A 20120-nucleotide genomic window follows, 5' to 3' on the forward strand; every position below is an offset into this window, starting at 1 on the left:
CACGCGCCCCGCCGCCTGGGCCGCGCCCGAGGCGCTGGTCGCGCCCTCGCCCTTCGCGGGCGTGCACGGGCTGGCCATCGATGCCAAGGGCCGGCTGCTCGCGGGCTCGGTGCTGGGCAACACGCTGTGGGAGGTCGACCGCACCACGGGCGCGGCCAAGGTGCTGATCGACGCGCCCGAAGGCCAGGCCGACGACATCGCCGTGGGCCCGAACGGCGAACTGGCCTGGACCAACTACCTCATGGGCAAGCTGCGCTACCGCGAGCACGACGGCGCGCCGCTGCGCGTGCTGGCCAAGGGCCTGCCGGGCCTGAACTCGCTCGACTTCGACCGCCGCAACGGCAAGCTCTACGCCTCGCAGGTGTTCCTGGGCGACGCGCTGTGGGAAATCGACCGCGCGGGCCAGAAGCCGCCCCGGCTCATCAAGAAGGACATGGGCGGCTTCAACGGCTTCGAGGTCGGGCCCGACGGCATGCTCTACGGACCGCTGTGGTTCAAGGGCCAGGTCGTGAAGATCGATCCGGCGAACGGCGGCATGACCGTGATCGCCGAGGGCTTCCAGATCCCGGCGGCCGCCAACCTCGACGGCAAGGGCAACCTCTGGGTGGTCGATGCGCGCAGCGGCGAGCTGGTGCGGGTGGACCTGGCCACCGGCCGCAAGACGGTGGCCAGGCAGCTCAAGCCCTCGCTCGACAACCTGGCCATCGCGCCGGACGGGACGATCTACGTCTCGAACATGGCCAACAACGAAATCCAGGCCTTCAACCCCGCCACCGGCGAGCTGCACGCGCTCACCGGCGGCAAGGTGGCGGTGCGGCCGGCATGAAGATCGACGGCCACGACCTCTGGGTGGCCGACGTGTTCGGCTTTCGCCGGGTCGACGTGCGAACCGGCGAGGTGCATGACGTGTTCCGCATGCAGCGCGAGCCCGAGCTCGACTACCCGTTCGCGGTCGGCCTGTCGCCCAGCTTGTTCGCGCTGACCTCCTGGTTCACGGGCTCGGTGCAACTGGTCGACCGCCAGACGCTCAAGACGGTGGAGGTGATCCACGGCCTGAAGGCGCCGTTCGACGCCATCCCCATGCCCGACGGCAGCGTGATCTACGCCGAGATCGCCACCGGCAGCATCACCCGCGCCAGCGGCCCCAGGTTTTCTGAAAAGTTGGTGCTTGCTAGCGGCCTGAACGGCCCCGTGCAAATGGTGCTGGGCCACGACGGCGCGCTCTACGTGACCGAGGCGGCCGGCAAGCTGGTGCGCATTCCGCTGGACGCCAGCGCGCCGCTGCGCACCGTGGCCGATGGCCTGGCGCTGCCCGAAGGCGTGGCGCAGACCCCGTGGGGCAGCTTCATCGTGGCCGAGAGCGCGGCGCGCCGGCTGGTCGAGATCGACCCGGCCAACGGCAGCCGCCGCACCGTGGCCGACAACCTGCCGATCGGCCTGGCACCCGGCCCCGGGCTGCCGCCGCCCTACGTGGTGACGGGCGTCGCCGTGGGCAGCGACGGCACCATTTACATGGCGGCCGACCGCAACAATGCGATCTATCGAATTCGTGCTGCAAGGTAGGTAACAGAAAGTGTAATTTCCCTGTTTACTTTTTAAAACAAACATTACAAACTGATCGAGACGTCCGATGGCGTCCCGATCGCATCCGGTTGTCGGGGGTCTGCGAGGCGTTCTTCTTGAAAGGGAACTGCATGACTCCGCTCGTCGTAGGCCAATTGCTCGCGCCCGAATACACCCCCGGCATGGTGGCGCTGTCCTTCCTCATTTCCTTTGCCGGCTCGCTGGTGGCACTGATCTGCGCGCGGCGCATGGTCGGGGCCGACGGCAAGCCCAACCTCGCCGTCGTGGCCTGCGCCGCGGTGGCGCTGGGCGGCATCGGCATCTGGTCGATGCACTTCATCGGCATGCTGGCGTACCGGCTGCCGGTGCCCATTTCGTACAACATGCCGATCACGGTGGTGTCGCTGGTGGCGGCCATCCTGATCTCGGGCGTGGCGCTCTACATGGCCGGCGGCCGGCGCAAGTTCAGCCGCTCGGGCTGGCTGGCCGGCAGCCTGCTGGCCGGGCTCGGCGTGTGCGTGATGCACTACATGGGCATGTACGCGATGAACATGCGCGCGTCGATGAACTTCGACATCGCCACGGTCGGGCTGTCGGCGCTCATTGCCGTCACCGCCGCCGGCGCCGCGCTGTGGCTGGCGTTCAACCTGCGCAAGTTCACGCACCAGGTCGCGGCCGCCGCGGTGATGGGCGTGGCGGTCTGCACCATGCACTACGTGGGCATGAGCGCGGCCAGCATGGTCTGCACCGCCGCCGCGCCCGCCGACGCGCTGGCCATCGCCGGCAGCTACATGGGCCTCACGGTGTTCGGCACGGCCGGCGCGGTGCTGATCTTCATCTACTGGGTGGTCACGGGCAGCAGCCTGGACACGGCGCCGGCCGCGGGCGTGCGGCGTCCCCACACCAGCTAATTGGCGCAAGCGGGCGCGCAGCCCGCCTCCTACAGTCTGTGTGGAACGACAACACGCGATCCGCACAGACTTTTTTCATGCCCGCCATCGAATCCCGGCTGCACACGGCCAGCGACACCTTCCAGGCCAACCGCACCGGCATGCTCGCGCTGCTGGACCAGGTGCGCGCGCACGAGGCCCGCGCCGTGGCCGCCTCCAGCGCCTCGGCCGAGCGCTTCGCCAAGCGCGGCCAGCTGCTGCCGCGCGAACGCCTGGCGCTGCTGCTGGACACCGGCGCGCCCTTTCTTCCCCTGGCCACGCTCGCGGGGCTGGGCCACGACAACCCCGACCTCTCGAAGAGCGTGCCCGGCGGCGGGCTGCTGTCGGGCATCGGCCAGGTGTCGGGCGTGCGCTGCATGGTCAACGCATCGGACTCGGGCATCGACGCCGGCGCGCTGCAGCCCATGGGCCTGGACAAGCAGCTGCGCGTGCAGGAGATCGCTCTGGAGAACAAGCTGCCCTACGTGCAGCTGGTCGAGAGCGCGGGCGCCAACCTCATGCAGTACCGCGTGCAGGACTTCGTGCGCGGCGGCAACATCTTTCGCAACCTCGCGCGGCTCTCGGCCGCGGGGCTGCCGGTGGTGACGGTGACGCACGGCTCGTCGACCGCCGGCGGCGCCTACCAGACGGGCCTGTCCGACTACATCGTGATGGTGCGCGACCGCACGCGGGCCTTTCTTGCGGGGCCGCCGCTGCTGAAGGCGGCCACCGGCGAGATCGCCACCGAAGAAGAGCTGGGCGGCGCCGTGATGCACACCCACATCTCGGGCCTGGGCGACTACCTGGCCGAGGACGACCGCGACGCCATCCGCATCGCGCGCTCGATCCTGGGCGGCATCGACTGGGCGCGCGACGAGGCGCCGCGCAAGTTCACGCCGCCGCGCCACGATGCCGAAGACCTGCTGGGCATCATGCCCAGCGACGGCCGCCGGCCGGTGGACATGCGCGAGGTGATCGCGCGCATTGCCGACGGCTCGGAGTTCCTGGAATTCAGCGAGCACTACGGCAGCGCCACGGTCTGCGGCCACATCCGGCTCGAAGGGCATGCGGTGGGCATCATCACCAACAACGGGCCGATCGACTCCGACGGCGCCACCAAGGCCACGCACTTCATCCAGGCCTGCTGCCAGTCGCGCACGCCCATCGTCTACCTGCAGAACATCACCGGCTACATGGTGGGCCGCGCGCACGAAGAGGCCGGCATCATCAAGCACGGCGCCAAGATGATCCAGGCCGTGACCAACGCCACCGTGCCGCAGATCACGCTGCACTGCGGCGCCTCCTACGGCGCGGGCAACTACGGCATGTGCGGGCGGGGCTTCGCGCCGCGCTTTTGCTTCAGCTGGCCCAACGCGCGCACCGCGGTGATGGGCGGCGAGCAGGCCGCCAAGACCATGGCCATCGTGATGGAGGCCGGCATGGCGCGCAAGGGCGCGGTCGACACCGCGAAGATCGACGCGATGCAGCAGCAGATCGTCGAGCGCTTCGACCGGCAGATGAGCGTGTTCACCACCAGCGCGCTGCTGCTGGACGATGGCGTGATCGACCCGCGCGACACGCGCGCGGTGCTGGCCGAGGTGCTCAGCGTGTGCCGCGACGCCGATGCGCGCGTGCCGCAACCCATGCAGTTCTCGGTGGCACGGCCATGAGCAGCTTCCACAAGATCCTGGTTGCGAACCGCGGCGAGATCGCGGTGCGCGTGATGCGCACCGCGCGCGCCATGGGCTACCGCACCGTGGCCGTGTATTCGAGCGCGGATGCCGATGCCGAGCACGTGCGGCAGGCCGACGAAGCGGTGTGGATCGGCGAGTCGCTGCCGGCGCAGAGCTACCTGAATATCGCCGCCGTCATCGAAGCGGCGCGTGCGAGCGGCGCCGACGCGGTGCACCCGGGCTACGGCTTTCTCGCCGAGAACGCGGCGTTCGCGCAGGCCTGCCGCGATGCGGGGCTGGTGTTCATCGGCCCCTCGCCCGAAGCCATTCGCGCGATGGGCGACAAGGCCGGCGCCAAGCGCCTGATGCAGGCGGCGGGCGTGCCGTGCATTCCCGGCTACCAGGGCGAAGACCAGAGCCTTGCGAAGCTCGCGGCCGAGGCCGAACGCATCGGCTGGCCCGTGATGATCAAGGCCACGGCCGGCGGCGGCGGGCGCGGCATGCGGCTCGTCGCATCGGCCTCGGGGTTTGCCGACGCGCTGCAGAGCGCGCAGTCCGAAGCGCTCCATGCCTTCGGCGATGCGACGGTGATCCTGGAGCGCGCCATCGCCGCGCCGCGCCACATCGAGATCCAGGTGTTCGCCGACCGGCACGGCCACGCGATTCACCTGGGTGAGCGCGACTGCTCGGTGCAGCGACGACACCAGAAGGTGATCGAGGAAGCGCCCTCGCCCGCCGTGTCCGACGCGCTGCGGCAACGCATGGGCGCCACCGCCGTGGCCGCCGCGAAGGCCATCGCGTATGAAGGCGCGGGCACGCTCGAGTTTCTGCTCGACGCCGAAGGCCAGTACTGGTTCATGGAAATGAACACGCGCCTGCAGGTGGAGCACCCGGTGACCGAGGCGGTGACCGGCCTCGACCTCGTCGAGCTGCAACTGCGCGTGGCGGCGGGCGAGCCCTTGCCGCTTTCGCAGCAGGACGTGCGCATCGCCGGCCATGCGATCGAAGTGCGCCTGTGCGCCGAAGACCCGCTGCAAGGCTTCATGCCGCAGAGCGGCACGCTCGCCGCATGGCGGCCCTCGCCGCTGGTGCGCACCGAGCACGCGCTGCGCGACGGCGCGGCCGTGCCGCCCTTCTACGACTCGATGATCGCCAAGCTCGTGGCGCATGGCCGCACGCGCGACGATGCGCGGCACCGGCTGATCGCCGGGCTGCGCGACACCGTGGCGCTGGGCATTGCGACCAACCAGCCGTTGCTGCAACGTGCGCTGTCGCACGAGGTGTTCGCCGGCGGTGGCGCGACGACCGCGTTCATCGCCGATCACCTCGACACGCTGCTCGCGCCCGATGCGGCCACTGATACGCGCGCTGCGTTGCTCGCCGCGTTGCTGCTGCAACTGGGCGAGCGCGGCTGGCCTTCGCCGCTTGCGCACACCTTGCCGAACGCGCTGCGCTTTTCGCTCGATGGAACCGTGCATGCCGCGCGCGTGACGCCGCGTGGCGCAAGCCGGTTCGACATTGCGCTCGACAACGCGGAGGCGGTGCAGCTCGCATTGCTCGCTTTGCTCGCGCCACCCGGTGACGGCAGCGTGCGCTTCTCCTGCGCTGGCCTGTCGGAGCAAGCCTTCGTGGTGCGAGATGCGCGCACCGTGTCCTTCCATTTTCGTGGCCGCGCCTTCCGGCTCGACGACCTCACGCACAGCGCCGTCGCGCGCCCCGACGCATCGGGCGGCGACGGCCTGCTGCGCGCGTCGATGAACGGCCGCGTCATCGCGCTGCTCGCGGCCGAGGGCGACACCGTCGCCGCCGGCCAGCCGCTCGTCACGCTCGAGGCGATGAAGATGGAGCACGTGCACTGCGCGCCGCGCGCCGGCCGCGTCGCCGCGCTGCACGTGGCGGTGGGCGCGCAAGTGGCGGCGCGCCATGTGGTCGCCGAGATCGCCGACGCATGAGGCGGCCTCGCGCCCCTTCGTCAATTTTCCGAAAGCATTCCGAATGAACGCCCCCTCTTCGAGCTACCGCTCGGTCTTCGCGCCCGGTCTCTTCGCCGGGCAGGTCATCGTGGTCACGGGCGGCGGCTCGGGCATTGGCCGCTGTACCGCGCATGAGCTCGCATCGCTCGGCGCGCAGGTCGTGCTGGTCGGCCGCAACACCGAAAAGCTGCAAGCCGTGAAGGCCGAGATCGAGGCCGCCGGCGGCAAGGCCGGCACGCAGGCCTTCGACATCCGCCAGGAAGACGCGGTGCGCGCGGCCGTGGCCGACATCGTCGCCACGCACGGCCGCGTCGACGGGCTCGTCAACAACGCGGGCGGCCAGTACATCACGCCGCTCGCGGCCATCTCGGCCAAGGGCTGGGAGGCGGTGATCCACACCAACCTCACGGGCGGCTTCCTGGTGGCGCGCGAGTGCTTCGTGCAGAGCATGCAACAGCACGGCGGCGCCATCGTCAACATCGTGGCCGACATGTGGGGGTCGATGCCCAACATGGGCCACAGCGGCGCGGCGCGCGCGGGCATGGTGAGCTTCACCGAGACCGCCGCGCTCGAATGGGCGGCCAGCGGCGTGCGCGTGAACGCAGTGGCGCCGGGCTACATCGCGTCCAGCGGCATGGACCACTACCCGCCCGAGGCCGGCGACATGCTGCGCGCCATGCGCAAGACCGTGCCCGCCGGGCGCTTCGGCAACGAGGCCGAGACCTCGGGCGCCATCGCCTTCTTGCTGAGCCCGGCGGCCAGCTTCATCAGCGGCAGCGTGCTGCGCGTGGACGGCGCACGGCCGCAGGTGCGCATGGGCTGGCCGATGGCGCTGCCGGATGCGCAGGCGCGGCAACGCGCGGCGGTGCGGCCCTTCGAGGGCTTTCACCTCGCGCGGACGCCGCGCGTGTTCCAGGACAAGGCAACGAACGACTGACTGACTGACCGGAGACAAGCGACATGCAGTACACCCACGAACACCTCGAAATCCAGAAGACCCTGCGCCGCTTCATCGACGAAGAGATCAACCCGCATGTCGACGAATGGGAAGAGGCCGAGATCTTTCCCGCGCACGCGGTCTTCAAGAAGCTCGGCAACCTGGGCCTGCTGGGCCTGAACAAGCCCGAGGCCTTCGGCGGCGGCGGGCTCGACTATTCGTACGCGATGGCCATGGCCGAGGCGCTGGGCCACATCGCCTGCGGCGGCGTGCCGATGGCCATCGGCGTGCAGACCGACATGTGCACGCCCGCGCTCGCGCGCTTCGGCAACGACGAGCTGCGCCGCGAGTTCCTGGCCCCTTCCATCGCGGGCGACATGGTCGGCTGCATCGGCGTGAGCGAGCCCGGCGCGGGCAGCGACGTGGCGGGCCTGAAGAGCCACGCGCGCAAGGACGGCGACGACTACCTCATCAGCGGCCAGAAGATGTGGATCACCAACAGCCTGCAGGCCGACTGGATGTGCATGCTGGTCAACACCAGCGACGGGCCGGTGCACCGCAACAAGTCGCTCATCATGGTGCCGATGGACAGCCCCGGCATCGAGAAGGCGAAGAAGATCCGCAAGATCGGCATGAACTCGAGCGACACCGGGCTCATCTACTTCGACAACGTGCGCGTGCCGCAGCGCTACCGCATCGGCGAGGAAGGCCAGGGCTTCGTCTACCAGATGCAGCAGTTCCAGGAAGAGCGGCTGTGGGCCGCCGCCAGCTCGCTCGAACCGATGGAAGACTGCATCGCGCAGACCATTGAATGGGCGCAACAGCGCCACATGTTCGGCGGCACGCTGGCCGACCAGCAATGGGTGCAGTTCAAGCTGGCCGAGCTCAAGACCGAGGTGGAGGCGTTGCGCGCACTCGCCTACCGCGCCTGCGACCTGCATGTGCAGGGCGAAGACGTGCTCGAACTCGCGTCGATGGCCAAGCTCAAGACCGGGCGCCTCACGCGGCAGGTGGCCGACACCTGCCTGCAGTTCTGGGGCGGCATGGGCTTCACGCTGGAGAACCGGGTGTCGCGCCTGTACCGCGACGGGCGGCTGGGCTCCATCGGCGGCGGCGCCGACGAAGTGATGCTGGGCATCCTCGCCAAGACCATGGGCATCGCCAAGCGGCCGCCGCGCGGTTGAAAGGCGCCCGTTCATGGACGCCGAACTGCAAGCCGACCGCGCGGCGCTCGCCGACACGGTGCGGCGCTTTGCCGAGAACGAGATCGCGCCGAACGTGCAGGCGTGGGACGACGCGGGCGAGTTTCCGCGCGCGCTGTACACGCGCGCCGCCGAGCTGGGGCTGCTCGGGCTGAGCTACCCCGAGGCGCTGGGCGGCACGCCCGCCTCGCATGCGATGAAGCTGCCGGCGTGGGTGGCGCTCGCGCGCCACGGCAAGAGCGGCGGCGTGCTCGCGAGCCTGTTCTCGCACAACATCGGCCTGCCGCCCGTGGTGCTGCACGCCAGCGACGCGGTGCGCCAGGAGGTGGTGCCGCCGGTGCTGCGCGGAGAGAAGATCGCGGCGCTGGCCATCACCGAACCGGGCGGCGGCTCCGACGTGGCGGCGCTGCGCACCACCGCGCGGCGCGAGGGCGAGCACTACGTGGTGAACGGAGAGAAGACCTTCATCACCTCGGGCATGCGCGCCGACTGGATCACCGTGGCCGTGCGCACGGGCGAAGGGCGCGGGGCGGGCGGCATCTCGATGCTGCTGGTGCCGGGCGATGCGCCGGGCCTTTCGCGCACGCGGCTGTCGAAGATGGGCTGGCTGTGCTCCGACACCGCCACGCTGCACTTCGACAACGTGCGCGTGCCGGCGCGCTACCTGCTGGGCGACGAAGGTGCGGGTTTCCGCATGATCATGGGCAACTTCAACGGCGAGCGCATCGGCCTTGCGGCGGGTGCGCTGGGCTTCTCGCAGGCCTGCTTCGACGAGGCGCTGGCCTGGGCGCGCGACCGCAAGGCTTTTGGCGCGGCGCTCATCGAGCACCAGGCGGTGCGCCACAAGCTGGTCGACATGCGAATGCGCATCGCCTCCACCGAGGCGTGGATCGAGGCGGTGTCGGCCGAGGGCGACGCGCTGGAGGCGGCCGGCCGCTTCAACGCGCCCGAATGGGTGGCGCAGATCTGCATGCTCAAGAACCACGCGACGCAGACCATGCAGTTCTGCGCCGACCAGGCGGTGCAGATCCTGGGCGGCATGGGCTTCATGCGCGGCACGGTCAGCGAGCGCATCTACCGCGAAGTGAAGGTGATGATGATCGGCGGCGGCGCCGAAGAAATCATGAAGGAGCTGGCCGCCCGGCAGATGGGTTGGTAACCCGCCGCGGAATCTTTCTTTCGCCCGGGTGTCCAACGACCCAGCACTCTCGCTGGGTCGCAGGAGACCATCATGCTCTCGCTCACCTCCGGCATCGGCGCCGTCATCCTGGTTCTGTTGGCGGTGCTGCTCTTTTCGGCCATCTGGATCTTCCGGGAATACGAGCGCGGCATCGTGTTCACGCTCGGGCGCTTCTCGAAGGTGGCGGGGCCCGGCTTCGTGCTGGTGATTCCCGCCATCCAGCAGGTGGTGCGGGTCGACCTGCGCACCGTGGTGCTCGAAGTGCCGACGCAGGACGTGATCTCGCGCGACAACGTGTCGGTGAAGGTCAGCGCGGTCGTCTACTTCCGCATCGTCGATGCCGAGAAAGCCATCGTCGAGGTCAAGGACTTCTTCAACGCCACCAGCCAGCTCGCGCAGACCACCTTGCGCTCGGTGCTGGGCAAGCACCAGCTCGACGACATGCTGGCCGAGCGCGAAAAACTCAACCTCGACGTGCGCGAGTCGCTGGACGTGCAGACCAATTCATGGGGCATCAAGGTGTCGAACGTGGAGATCAAGCAGATCGACCTGACTGAGTCGATGGTGCGCGCCATCGCGCGGCAGGCCGAGGCCGAGCGCGAGCGCCGCGCCAAGGTGATCCACGCCGAGGGCGAGCTGCAGGCGTCCGAAAAGCTGTTCCAGGCCGCGCGCGTGCTGGCGCAGGAACCGCAGGCGATCCAGCTGCGCTACCTCGAAACGCTCACGGTCATCGGCGCGGACAAGAACACGACCATCGTGTTCCCGCTGCCGATGGACCTGGTGAAGGGGCTGTTCGACAAGCACGCCTGACGCGCCCGATTCGCATCACCGCGCACGCCAGCGGAAAACTGTTCTTCACGCGCGAGGCCCGTCGCGCATGGCGTTTCGCGCCCCGGCTGCGTACCATCGATCGCACGCACCACATCGAATGAAGCAGGAGCCCGCGTGATCTTCGTTTTTCATCTTCTCGACGAGCCCGGTTCGGCCGCATGAGCGGGCACGCCACCTCTTCCCCCATGTTCAAGCACATCGTGATGTGGGACCTGCGCGGCGATACGGCCGAAGAAAAGATGCAGGCCAGGCAGCTGCTCAAGCACAAGTTCGAATCGCTGCGCGGGCAGATCCCGGGCCTGCTGCACCTGGAAGTGGGCGTCGACTCGAGCCACGTGGGCTACGCCTGCGACGTGGTGCTGTACAGCGAGTTCGACAGCCAGGCCTCGCTCGACGGCTACGCCACGCACCCGGCGCACCTGCGCATCCGCGAGGAGCTGGGCGACCTGCGCGTTGCGCGCCACCAGGTCGACTACGCGCCCGACTGATCGGCCCCGGCCTGCGCCAGGTCCATGCAGAACTGGCGCACCAGCTGCAGCGCGGGCGCCTCGGTGCGGCCTTCGAGCGTGACGAAGGCGAACTGCGCGTTGAGCCCCGCCGTCGGGCTCACCTTCAGTTCGGCCAGCTCCCCGCTGTCCTGCAGCGCGCGCGTGGCTGCGAGCACGCCCAGAAAGATCGCGTCGGTGTTGCGCACGGCCTCGATGAGCGCGCCGATGTCTTCCGACGACACATGCAGCCAGCGCTGCGGGCTGGCGTCGCTGCCGTAGCGCTCGACCATGGTGCGCGCCACGTCGTCGCTCACCATCGTCGAGACCACCGGGTAGCGCGCCAGTTCGTCGAAGCGCAACGGCTTGCCGCGCCGCTGCTTGAGCAACGGATGGCCGCGCCGGCAGACGAAACCCGAGCGCATGGTGGGCAGCACGTCGATGTGCAGGTCTTCGCGCGGTGACACCGCGCGGTAGGTGAGCACCAGCGCGTCGAGATTGCGCGCGCGCAGTGCGGCCAGTTGCAGCTCGGGCCCGCCGCCGTGCAGCTGCAGCCCGACCTTCGGGTGGTTGCGCAGCATGTGGATCAGCAGCGGCGACGAGAACAGCGCCCCCGGCGCCGCGCCGAGCCCCAGCCGCACCGAGCCGGCCTGCCCGTCGGCCAGCAGCGCGGCGGCGCGCTTGAGCTCGTGCGTTTCCATCGAAATGCGCTTGGCGCGCGCAGCACCATCGCGCCGAAGGGCGTGAGCTCGTTGCGCTTGCCGATGCGGTCGACCAGCGGCATGCCCAGCTCCTGCTCGAGCATCTGGATGCTGCGGCTCAGCGCGGGCTGCGTCAGGTGCACTTTCTCGGACGCGCGGCTGAAGGAGCCGGTTTCGGCGAGCGCGAGCAGGTGGTCGAGTTGCTGGAGGTTCATGGCGGGGCGGGCGTTGTCGTCACATGCATGAGATGCACTCATGGTAATGACAAAAACAATGCATTGGACAGATGAAACCCCGATTCCTAGCATCCATCGCGTACTACTTAGGACCCAAGGAAACTCCCCATGAAACGGTTCGGTCAATGGCTCTGCGCGCTGGCTTTTCTAGGCTGCGGCACGGCGGCGATGGCACAGGCGCCCTCCTCCTCGTACCCGTCGAAGGTCGTCACGATGATGGTTCCCTACCCGGCCGGCGCGGCCAGCGACTTCACCGCGCGCGCGCTCAGCGAACTGGTGGGCAAGGAGCTCGGCGGGCAGGTGATCGTGGAGAACATCGGCGGCGCCACGGGCGCCATCGCGGCCGGCAAGGTGCTGGCGGCACCGGCCGACGGCTATTACCTGTTCCAGGGCTCGCCCAACGAGCTGATTTTGTCGGGGCTGGTCAACAAGAGCACGCGCTACAAGCCGGAAGACTTCCAGTGGATCGCGCCGGTGGCCACCTCGCCGCTGGTGCTGGTGGTCAACAGCGCGCTGCCGGTGCACACGCTCGACGAGTTCGTGGCGCTGGCGCGTTCACGCAAGGACGCGCCGCTGAGCTACGGCACGCCCGGCGCGGGCACGCTGTACCACCTGCTGGGCGAGCTCTTCACCAAGCGCACCGGCGCGCCCGCCACGCACGTGCCCTACAAGGGCGGCGCGCCGATCATCCAGGACCTGATCGGCGGGCAGATCGACTTCGCGTTCATGCCCTACCAGGCCTTCTATGCCGACTACGTGAAGCAGGGACGCCTGCGCGTGATCGGTTCGCTCTCGCCGGGCAAGCGCCTGCCGCCGCCCTTCGACACGCTGCAGACCAGCGCGCAGAGCAAGGACATGAAGGAGTTCGACTTCGGCATCTGGACCTCGTACATGGTGCGCAAGGGCACGCCGCGGCCGGTGGCCGAGCGGCTCAACGCGGCCATCGCGGCGGCGCTGAAGAACCCGCATGCGCGCGCGCAGCTCGAGTCGCAGGCCAAGACCGTGTTCGAGCCGATGAGCCTGGAGGCGGGAGAGAAGTTCTACGCGGCGGAAGTCGCGCGCTACCGCGAGCTGGTCAAGACCATCGGCTACGAGTCGCCCTGAGTCCTTTCGCGCCCTGACAAATCCAACCACTCGAAGAGGTGCATCCATGAAGACGAGACATACCCACGCCCTGGCCTTGGCCCTGACGCTCGCGCTGTCGCTTTCCGCCTGCGGCGGCGGCGGTGGTGATCCGGGGTTCGGCGGCATCGCGCTGCCGCCCGTCGCGGGCCCGGCACCGGCGGCGCCGCCAGCCGCGCAAGACACCACCATCGCCGTGACGACCGAAGGCAAGGTCGCCGGCACCGCGAGCGCGGGCATGGTGTCGTTCCTGGGCATTCCCTATGCGCAGCCGCCCGTGGGCGCGCTGCGCTGGGCACCGCCGCAACCGCCGGCCGCGCACGCCACGACGCTGCAGGCCAAGGCCTTCGGCAACGCCTGCCCGCAGGCGCCGGGCGCGGTGTCTTCGCCGATCGCGGAAGACTGCCTCTACATCAACGTGTGGAAACCCGCGGGCACGCAGCCGGGCGCGAAGTTGCCGGTGGTGTTCTACATCCACGGCGGCGCGTTCACGCTGGGCTCGGGCGAGATGGGGCCGAGCCCGCTGGCGAGCCAGGGCGTGGTGGTGGTCAGCCTCAACTACCGGCTCGGGGCACTGGGCTATCTGGCGAACAACGCGCTGCGCGCCGCCAACAAGGACGGCAGCCTCGGCAACTTCGCGCTGATGGACCAGCTGGCCGCGCTGGGCTGGACGCAGAAGAACATCGCGGCCTTCGGCGGCGACGCGGGCAACGTCACGCTGTGGGGCACGTCGGCCGGCGCGACGCAGAGCTTCTCGCTGCTGCAGTCGCCCAAGGCCAAGGGCCTGTTCCAGCGCGCGGTGATGCAAAGCGGCGGCTCGGCGGAGTACTCGAACCCGAGCATGGACAGCTCGCTCGGGGTCGGCGACACGGCCGTGGCCAACCTGGGCTGCGCCGGCGCGGCCGACGTGGTGGCCTGCCTGCGCGCGCTGCCGGTGTCGGCGCTGCTGACGCAGGGCGGGCTCAAGTGGCGCCCCACGGTCGACGCGCAGATCATCACGCAGGTGCCCGCGCGCGCCTTCGCGAGCGGCAACTTCAACCAGGTGCCGGTGATGATCGGCGGCGTGTACGACGAGGGCACGCTGTTCGTCGACACCAAGCTCACGGCCGCCAACTACCCGCTGTACCTGCGCGGGCTGGCACCGGCCGGCTACGACACCACCGCCATCGAGGCGGCCTATCCGGTGGGCAACTACGCGGTGCCGGCGCAAGGCTTCGCGCGGGCCCTGGGCGATGCGCTGTACGCCTGCGGCAACAGCGCGCGGCGCGACGCGCTGTCGACGTGGGTGCCGGTGTACGGCTGGGAGCTGACCGACCCGCAGCTGTCGTTCCCGGCGAGCCCCACGGGCTTCTACTACGGCACGGCGCACGGCATGGACAGCTACTACCTCACCAGCACGATCGACGCGCTGCCGACCTACCCGTACTTCGATCCGGGCAACGCGGTGGCGCCCGATGCCGCGACCACGGCGCAACGCAAGGCACTGGCGGCGCAGGTGACGGCCTACCTGCTCAACTTCGCGAAGAACGGCGACCCGAACGGCGACGGCCGCAACGTGTCCACGCGCTGGCCGCGCTTCAACGGCCCGGCCGACCGCAGCCTGATCACCTTCACCTACCCCGCCATCCAGACGTCGAACAACGCCTTCGAGCACACGCACAAGTGCGACACGCTGTGGGGGCCCGGCGTGTTCCCGCCGATGTACTGAACCACGGAACCACCCCTTGCATCCCATGAACGAATCACAGCAAATCATCGACCACCTCGACGCGCGCCAGCCCGAGATCGTGGAGTGGCTCAAGGACTTCCTGCGCATCCAGAGCGTGAGCGCCGACCCGGCCTTTGCGCCGGACATGCGCGAGGCGCGGCGCTTTCTCATCGAGCGGTTGCAGCAGATCGGCCTGGCCAACGTGCGCCTGCTCGACGGCGACGGCGAGCCCGCCGTGTACGGCGAATGGAACGGCGCGCCCGGCCGCCCCACGCTGATGGTCTACGGCCACTACGACGTGCAGCCCGCCGACCCGATCGAGCAATGGCGCACGCCGCCGTTCGAGCCCACGGAAGTGGACGGCCGGCTCTACGGGCGCGGCACCTCCGACGTGAAGGGCTCGACCACCATCGCGCTCGAAGTCATCGCGGCTTTCCTGTCGGTGCGGGGCGGCTGCCCGGTGAACATCAAGGTGTTCCTCGAAGGCGAGGAAGAGACGGGCAGCCCGTCGCTGCGGACCATCGTCGCGCGCCACCGCACGCTGCTGCGGGCCGATGCGGTGCTGTCCGCCGACGGCGGCCGCGCGAGCGCCAGCGTGCCGACGCTCAACACCGGCGCGCGCGGCAACGCGCAGCTCGAAGTGCGGCTGCGCACCGCGCACAAGGACCTGCATTCGGGTCGCTACGGCGGCAGCGTGCGCAACGCGCTGCACGAGATGGCGCGGCTGGTCGCATCGCTGCACGACGCGCACGGCGGCGTGGCGGTGCAAGGCTTTCATGACGGCGCGGCGGCGCCCACCGAACGCGAGCGCGCCGACACCGCCGCGTTCCCGTACGACGAGGCCGCGTTCTTCTCGGACGTGGGCGGCAGCGCGCACGGCGAGGCCGGCTACACCGCGCGCGAGCGCGTCACGCTGCGGCCGGCGCTCGACGTCAACGGCCTGTGGGGCGGCTACACCGGCGGCGGCGGCAAGACCATCGTGCCGTGCGAGGCGCAGGCCAAGCTCACGACGCGCGTGGTCGCGGGGCAGGACCCGGGCGCCGTCATCCGCGCGGTGCTGCGCCATCTGCGCCAGCACTGCCCGGCCGAGTGCACGCTCGACGTGATCGCCATCACCGACGGCTCACCCGCCTCGACGCTGGCGCCCGCGCACCCGCTGGTGCGCGCGGCCGAAGCGGTGCTCGAGCGCGAAACCGGCGCGCGGCCCATTCACGTGCGGCTGGGCGCGAGCGTGCCGGTGACGTCGATCTTCAAGGAGACATTGGGCATCGACACGCTGATGTTCGGCTTCAACCTGCCCGACGAAGACGTGCACGCGCCGAACGAGTTCTTCCGGCTGCAGTCGATCAGGGAAGGCACGCGGGCGTGGACTTTGTTGCTCGCGGAGCTGGCGAAGTATTCGCCGGCCGCGTTCCACGCCGGCGCGTTGGAGTGAACAGGCCGGGGCAAGCGACAGCCCCCGTCCGGCAGAATCCGCAAGGGGGCGGGGATGTGAAAGACGGCGTGACCAGCGCCCGCATGACGTCGGCCCGGCCCGCAGTCCTTTCACGCTTTCCTTGCCCATGACATCTTTCGTCGCCCGTGCCTGCGCCCTGCTTCTGGGCGCCGCATCGTTCACCGCCTTCGCGGCCGATCTCGATGCCGGCGTTCGCGCCTACCGGGCGCGGGACTTCGACACGGCCGTCGCGCAACTGCAGCCGCTGGCCGCGCTCGGCGACCCCGACGCGGCCTTCTACCTCGGCGACATCCACGCCCGCGACGACGGCGCGCACAAGGACGACGACCTGGCCTACAGGCTGCTGTCGCGCGCGGCGCGCGCCGGCAGGATCGATGCCCGCGACGCGCTGATCCTGATGCGTGCCAAGGGCAAGGTCAGCCTCGAGCCCGGGGCCTATGCGCTGCGCCCGGACGAGCAGGCACGGCTGGCGCCGCTGCGGCGGGCCGCCCTCGAAGGGCGTTTCGACACGCTGGGCACCGACGACCTGACGCGGCTGGCCGTTGCCTACTGCGAGCACGCGGCGCCCCTCGATCCAAGGGAGCCGCAGCCGTCCGCCGAACGCACCGCGGACGTGCTCGACTGGCTGCAGCGCGCGGCGGCCGCCGGCGAGCCGCATGCGCAGTTTCTGCTCGGCATGCTCTACGCGGGCGACCAGCCGTGCCACGGCCTGTCCGCCCGGCCCGACCCCGCGCTGTCCCTGTCGTGGTTGCGCAAGGCGGCGGCCCAGGGCGTGCTGCAGGCCCAGCGCACGATCGCCGCGCTGGTGCTTCAACCGCGGGAAGGCGCGCCGGTCGATCCGACAGAGGGCATGGAATGGCTGCGCCAGGCCACCGCCCGCAACGACGCGCCGGCCATGGCCTGGATGGGCGTGTACCACGGGCGGGGCTACGGCGCGCCGAAGGCCCCGGCGGAAGCTGTGCGCTGGCTGCGCAAGGCGGCCGAACTCGACGACGTGACGGCGCTGAACAACCTGGCGGACGTGCTCTCGACGGGCCAGGACACCGCGCCCGATCCCGTCGAGGCCCATGCGCTGTACCGGCGCGCGGCGGCGCTGGGAGACCCTTATGCCCAGCGCCAGCTCGCCGACATCTATGCGCAGGGCATCGGCGTGGAACAGGATGCGCAGCGCGCGCTCCAGTGGCGCACCGCCTCCGCCCGGGGCGGCGACGAGGTGTCGCAGACGGTGCTGGGCCAGATGTACCTGTTCGGGCGCGACGCGAAGCGCGACCCCGAGGCCGCCATGAACTGGCTGCGCGAGGGCGCGAGCCGCGGCCAGCCGCAGGGCATGCTCCTGCTGGGCAGCATGCTGGAAGAACAACCCGACGGGCTGCCGAAGGCTGGGCGCTCTACACGCTGGCCGGCCGCGCGGGCGAACCGCTGGCCACGCAGCGGCGCGACACCATCCAGCCGCGGCTGTCGGCCGATGCGCTGGCGCGCGGCAAGCGCATGGTCGCCGGATGGCGCATGGACACGCGGCTGCCCGGCGACTGGGACTGGCGGGCCGCCGAGGCCGCGACGGCGGCGGCGCCGGAAGACCGGTTCTAGCCAGGCAGGCCGCGCGCGGCGCCTCAGTCGGGCTTGTCGGCCTTGTCGGGCGCCGACGTTGCGGCGGCCTTGGCGGCGGCGGCGCGCAGCTTGTCCTTCTTGCTCGGCCGCTTCCCCTTGATGCCCCCGGTGCCCGACGCGTCGACAACGGGCGGCGCCGTTTCGGTCGGCTCGAAGCCCTCGACCTGCTCGCGCGGCAGGCTCAGGCCCTGGCGCTTCTCGATCAGGCGAAAGTGCGCCTCGGTCGCCGCGCTCACGAAGCTGATCGCCAGGCCGCTCTCACCCGCGCGGCCGGTTCTGCCGATGCGGTGGATGTAGTCGGTCGGCGAGCGCGGCAGGTCGTAGTTGATGACCACCGGCAGTTGCGCGATGTCGATGCCGCGCGCCGCCAGGTCGGTGGCGATCACCACGTCCCAGCGGCTGTCCTTGAAATCCGACAGGATGTTGGTGCGCGTGCCCTGGGCGATGTCGCCGTGGAAGGGCACGGCGTACACGCCGTTCTTGTAGAGCTTCTCGGCCACGATCTGCGCGGCATGCTGCGTGGCGACGAAGACCAGCACGCGGTCCCACTCGCCTTCGTGCTGCTTGAGCAGGTGGCGCAGCAGCTGCGTGCGGCGGGCGGCGTCGACCTCGATCACGCGCTGCACGATGCGCGGTTCGGTGCCGGGCTCGCCCTGCACGTCGATCACCTCGGGGTCGCGCAGCGTGGCGTCGGCCAGCGCCTGGATGGCGGGCGGGAAGGTGGCCGAGAACAGCAGGTTCTGGCGCTGCTTCGGCAGCAGCCCGAGGATGCGGCCCAGCTCTTCGGCAAAGCCAGGTCGAACAGGCGGTCGGCCTCGTCGAGCACGAGCGTGGCCACGGCGTCGAGCTTGAGCGCGTTGTGGTCGGCCAGGTCGAGCAGGCGGCCGGGCGTGGCAACCACGATGTCGGCGCCGCCGCGCAGGCCCATCATCTGCGGGTTGATCGACACGCCGCCGAAGGCAATGACGATCTTCAGGCGTTCGGGCAGGTGCTGCGCAAGGCTGCGCAGGGTTTCGCCGACCTGGGCCGCGAGCTCGCGCGTGGGCACCAGCACCAGCGCGCGCACGCGGCGCGAGCCCTGCGCGGGCGGCGCGGCGCTCAGGCGCTGCAGCAGCGGCAGGGAAAATGCGGCGGTCTTGCCGGAACCGGTCTGCGCCGAGCCCCGCACGTCGCGACCTTGCAGAATCGCGGGGATGGCCGCGGCCTGGATGGCGGTCGGTGCGGCATAGCCGCTTTCGGCGGCGGCGTGCACGAGCGCGGGGGCCAGGCCCAGTGAATCGAATGGCATGTGAGCAGACAGAGCGAGAAACCCGGTAAACAGAGAGAAGAGATGGATCGAATGGCGACGACAAAAAGCAATCAGGCCAGCACCCTGGTGTATTCCACCGAGGCCGGCGGCCGCGTGTGCCCCGGTTGCGGCGCGCCCATGGCGCAGTGCCGCTGCAAGGAACTCGACAAGGCGCGCGTGCGGGCCACTGACGGCATTGTGCGTGTATCGCACGAGACCAAGGGCCGCAAAGGCAAGGGCGTTACGGTGGTCAAGGGCGTCGCGCTCGACGACGCCGGCCTCACGGCGCTGGGCAAGCAGCTGAAAACGGCCTGCGGCTCGGGCGGCACGGTGAAAGACGGCGTGATCGAAATCCAGGGCGACCACCGCGAGCTGGTGATCGCGGCGCTCACCAGGCTGGGCCACACGGTCAAGCGCGCGGGCGGCTAGCCCGAGGCACAGGAAAAAGCCGATGAACCCCGAAGACCTGCAGCGGCTCGTGACGCTCCAAATGCCTTTTGGCAAACACAAGGGCACGCTGATTGCCGATTTGCCCGGAAATTACCTGACGTGGTTTGCACGCGAGGGTTTTCCCTCGGGAGAAATTGGCCGGCTGCTCGCCTTGATGCATGAAATAGACCACAACGGGCTCTCGGATCTGCTGAAACCGTTGCGAAACCGCCCGTCGGGCCGAGCTGTTTCTCAATAACACACGATTTCCCCACGCTTTTTACGATTCAGCTGGATAATCCGGCCTACGTGTCTGCGAGCTTTGTCTCCCGTGCACGTAATTCGGTGATCGGTCAGTTTCGCGCCACAGCGCATTTTGTTTGTTGTGATTCTGGGACTCCATCGCTTTGTCTTGTTGGTTTGAATTAGGAGTCCCTCAATGGGCAAGAAACTCTACGTAGGCAACCTCGCCTACTCCGTGCGTGATAACGACCTGGAACAAGCTTTCGGCGAGTTCGGCGCCATCGTCAGCGCCAAGGTCATGATGGAACGTGACACCGGCCGTTCGAAGGGCTTCGGCTTTGTCGAAATGGGTTCGGATGCCGAAGCACTCGCAGCCATCGAAGCCATGAACGGCCACTCGCTGCAGGGCCGCGCCCTGACGGTGAACGAAGCCGTCCGATGGAAGCTCGTCCCCCCCGCACCGGCGGTGGTGGCGGCTACGGCGGCGGTGGTGGCGGCGGCTACGGCGGTGGTGGTGGCGGCGGTTACGGCGGCGGCGGCGGTGGCCGCAGCGGTG

The 20120-nt window shown here is 69.6% G+C and carries 17 protein-coding genes and 3 pseudogenes; 17 read left to right on the plus strand and 3 right to left on the minus strand.

Annotated features, from left to right (window positions below):
- From BMG07_RS43280 to BMG07_RS33320, 10 genes and pseudogenes are all read left to right on the plus strand, one after another.
- A pseudogene (locus BMG07_RS43280) lies at nucleotides 1–826 on the plus strand (hypothetical protein); the annotation flags it as partial.
- Nucleotides 823–1563, plus strand: a complete 741-nt coding sequence (locus tag BMG07_RS43285; protein WP_269759637.1) for a hypothetical protein — start codon at nucleotides 823–825, stop codon at nucleotides 1561–1563. The pseudogene BMG07_RS43280 and the gene BMG07_RS43285, both read left to right, overlap by 4 nt.
- A gap of 131 nt (nucleotides 1564–1694) precedes the next feature.
- Nucleotides 1695–2474, plus strand: a complete 780-nt coding sequence (locus BMG07_RS33285) for an MHYT domain-containing protein (protein ID WP_198088080.1) — start codon at nucleotides 1695–1697, stop codon at nucleotides 2472–2474.
- A 77-nt stretch (nucleotides 2475–2551) separates the two neighbouring features.
- Entirely contained in the window at nucleotides 2552–4162 is a 1611-nt protein-coding gene (locus BMG07_RS33290; protein WP_198088081.1) for an acyl-CoA carboxylase subunit beta, read from the plus strand.
- On the plus strand, nucleotides 4159–6117 hold the full coding sequence (locus tag BMG07_RS33295) for an acetyl-CoA carboxylase biotin carboxylase subunit (protein WP_198088082.1): 1959 nt from the start codon (nucleotides 4159–4161) through the stop codon (nucleotides 6115–6117). The genes BMG07_RS33290 and BMG07_RS33295 overlap by 4 nt, the downstream gene beginning before the upstream one ends.
- A 43-nt stretch (nucleotides 6118–6160) precedes the next feature.
- Nucleotides 6161–7075 (plus strand): SDR family oxidoreductase, encoded by a 915-nt coding sequence (locus tag BMG07_RS33300; RefSeq protein WP_198088083.1) that lies wholly within the window; start codon nucleotides 6161–6163, stop codon nucleotides 7073–7075.
- 23 nt (nucleotides 7076–7098) lie between these two features.
- Nucleotides 7099–8259, plus strand: a complete 1161-nt coding sequence (locus BMG07_RS33305) for an acyl-CoA dehydrogenase family protein (RefSeq protein ID WP_198088084.1) — start codon at nucleotides 7099–7101, stop codon at nucleotides 8257–8259.
- 13 nt (nucleotides 8260–8272) lie between these two features.
- Entirely contained in the window at nucleotides 8273–9436 is a 1164-nt protein-coding gene (locus BMG07_RS33310) for an acyl-CoA dehydrogenase family protein (protein WP_198088085.1), read from the plus strand.
- 72 nt (nucleotides 9437–9508) lie between these two features.
- Nucleotides 9509–10267, plus strand: coding sequence for a slipin family protein (locus BMG07_RS33315; protein WP_198088086.1), 759 nt, complete (start codon nucleotides 9509–9511; stop codon nucleotides 10265–10267).
- A gap of 206 nt (nucleotides 10268–10473) precedes the next feature.
- The gene (locus BMG07_RS33320; protein WP_198088087.1) at nucleotides 10474–10776 is read left to right on the plus strand and encodes a Dabb family protein; all 303 of its coding nucleotides are present in this window, start codon (nucleotides 10474–10476) and stop codon (nucleotides 10774–10776) included.
- Here the strand turns inward: BMG07_RS33320 and BMG07_RS33325 are convergent.
- Together BMG07_RS33325 and BMG07_RS44430 are read right to left on the minus strand one after the other, a co-directional pair.
- Nucleotides 10761–11474 carry a LysR family transcriptional regulator substrate-binding protein gene (locus BMG07_RS33325; protein ID WP_307867183.1) on the minus strand — a complete coding sequence of 238 codons (714 nt, stop codon included), beginning with the start codon at nucleotides 11472–11474 and terminating at the stop codon, nucleotides 10761–10763. The genes BMG07_RS33320 and BMG07_RS33325 overlap by 16 nt on opposite strands.
- Nucleotides 11360–11689, minus strand: a complete 330-nt coding sequence (locus BMG07_RS44430) for a LysR family transcriptional regulator (protein WP_307867184.1) — start codon at nucleotides 11687–11689, stop codon at nucleotides 11360–11362. Before BMG07_RS44430 ends, BMG07_RS33325 begins: the two co-directional genes overlap by 115 nt.
- Before the next feature lie 129 nt (nucleotides 11690–11818).
- On the opposite strand from BMG07_RS44430, the gene BMG07_RS33330 reads away from it, so the two are divergent.
- The 4 genes from BMG07_RS33330 (at nucleotide 11819) to BMG07_RS33345 (ending at nucleotide 17704) form a co-directional block, all read left to right on the plus strand.
- Entirely contained in the window at nucleotides 11819–12814 is a 996-nt protein-coding gene (locus BMG07_RS33330) for a tripartite tricarboxylate transporter substrate binding protein (RefSeq protein WP_198088088.1), read from the plus strand.
- Between the two features lie 46 nt (nucleotides 12815–12860).
- On the plus strand, nucleotides 12861–14540 hold the full coding sequence (locus BMG07_RS33335) for a carboxylesterase/lipase family protein (protein WP_198088089.1): 1680 nt from the start codon (nucleotides 12861–12863) through the stop codon (nucleotides 14538–14540).
- A 25-nt stretch (nucleotides 14541–14565) separates the two neighbouring features.
- Nucleotides 14566–15975: a dipeptidase gene (locus BMG07_RS33340; protein WP_198088090.1), complete on the plus strand. Its 1410-nt coding sequence runs from the start codon at nucleotides 14566–14568 to the stop codon at nucleotides 15973–15975.
- Between the two features lie 127 nt (nucleotides 15976–16102).
- The gene (locus tag BMG07_RS33345) at nucleotides 16103–17704 is read left to right on the plus strand and encodes a tetratricopeptide repeat protein (protein WP_198088091.1); all 1602 of its coding nucleotides are present in this window, start codon (nucleotides 16103–16105) and stop codon (nucleotides 17702–17704) included.
- On the opposite strand, the pseudogene BMG07_RS33350 reads toward BMG07_RS33345, so the two are convergent.
- Nucleotides 17607–18892: pseudogene (locus BMG07_RS33350) on the minus strand (DEAD/DEAH box helicase). The gene BMG07_RS33345 and the pseudogene BMG07_RS33350 sit on opposite strands and share 98 nt — an antisense overlap.
- A gap of 51 nt (nucleotides 18893–18943) precedes the next feature.
- On the opposite strand from BMG07_RS33350, the gene BMG07_RS33355 reads away from it, so the two are divergent.
- From BMG07_RS33355 to BMG07_RS33365, 3 genes and pseudogenes are all read left to right on the plus strand, one after another.
- Complete coding sequence (locus BMG07_RS33355) at nucleotides 18944–19321, plus strand: translation initiation factor Sui1 (protein ID WP_198088092.1); 378 nt, start codon at nucleotides 18944–18946, stop codon at nucleotides 19319–19321.
- Between the two features lie 22 nt (nucleotides 19322–19343).
- Nucleotides 19344–19580 carry a DUF3820 family protein gene (locus tag BMG07_RS33360; protein ID WP_198088093.1) on the plus strand — a complete coding sequence of 79 codons (237 nt, stop codon included), beginning with the start codon at nucleotides 19344–19346 and terminating at the stop codon, nucleotides 19578–19580.
- Nucleotides 19581–19760: 180 nt separating this feature from the next.
- Nucleotides 19761–20120: pseudogene (locus BMG07_RS33365) on the plus strand (RNA recognition motif domain-containing protein); the annotation flags it as partial.

Source organism: Variovorax sp. E3 (assembly GCF_016082275.1).
Lineage (GTDB): Bacteria > Pseudomonadota > Gammaproteobacteria > Burkholderiales > Burkholderiaceae_C > Variovorax.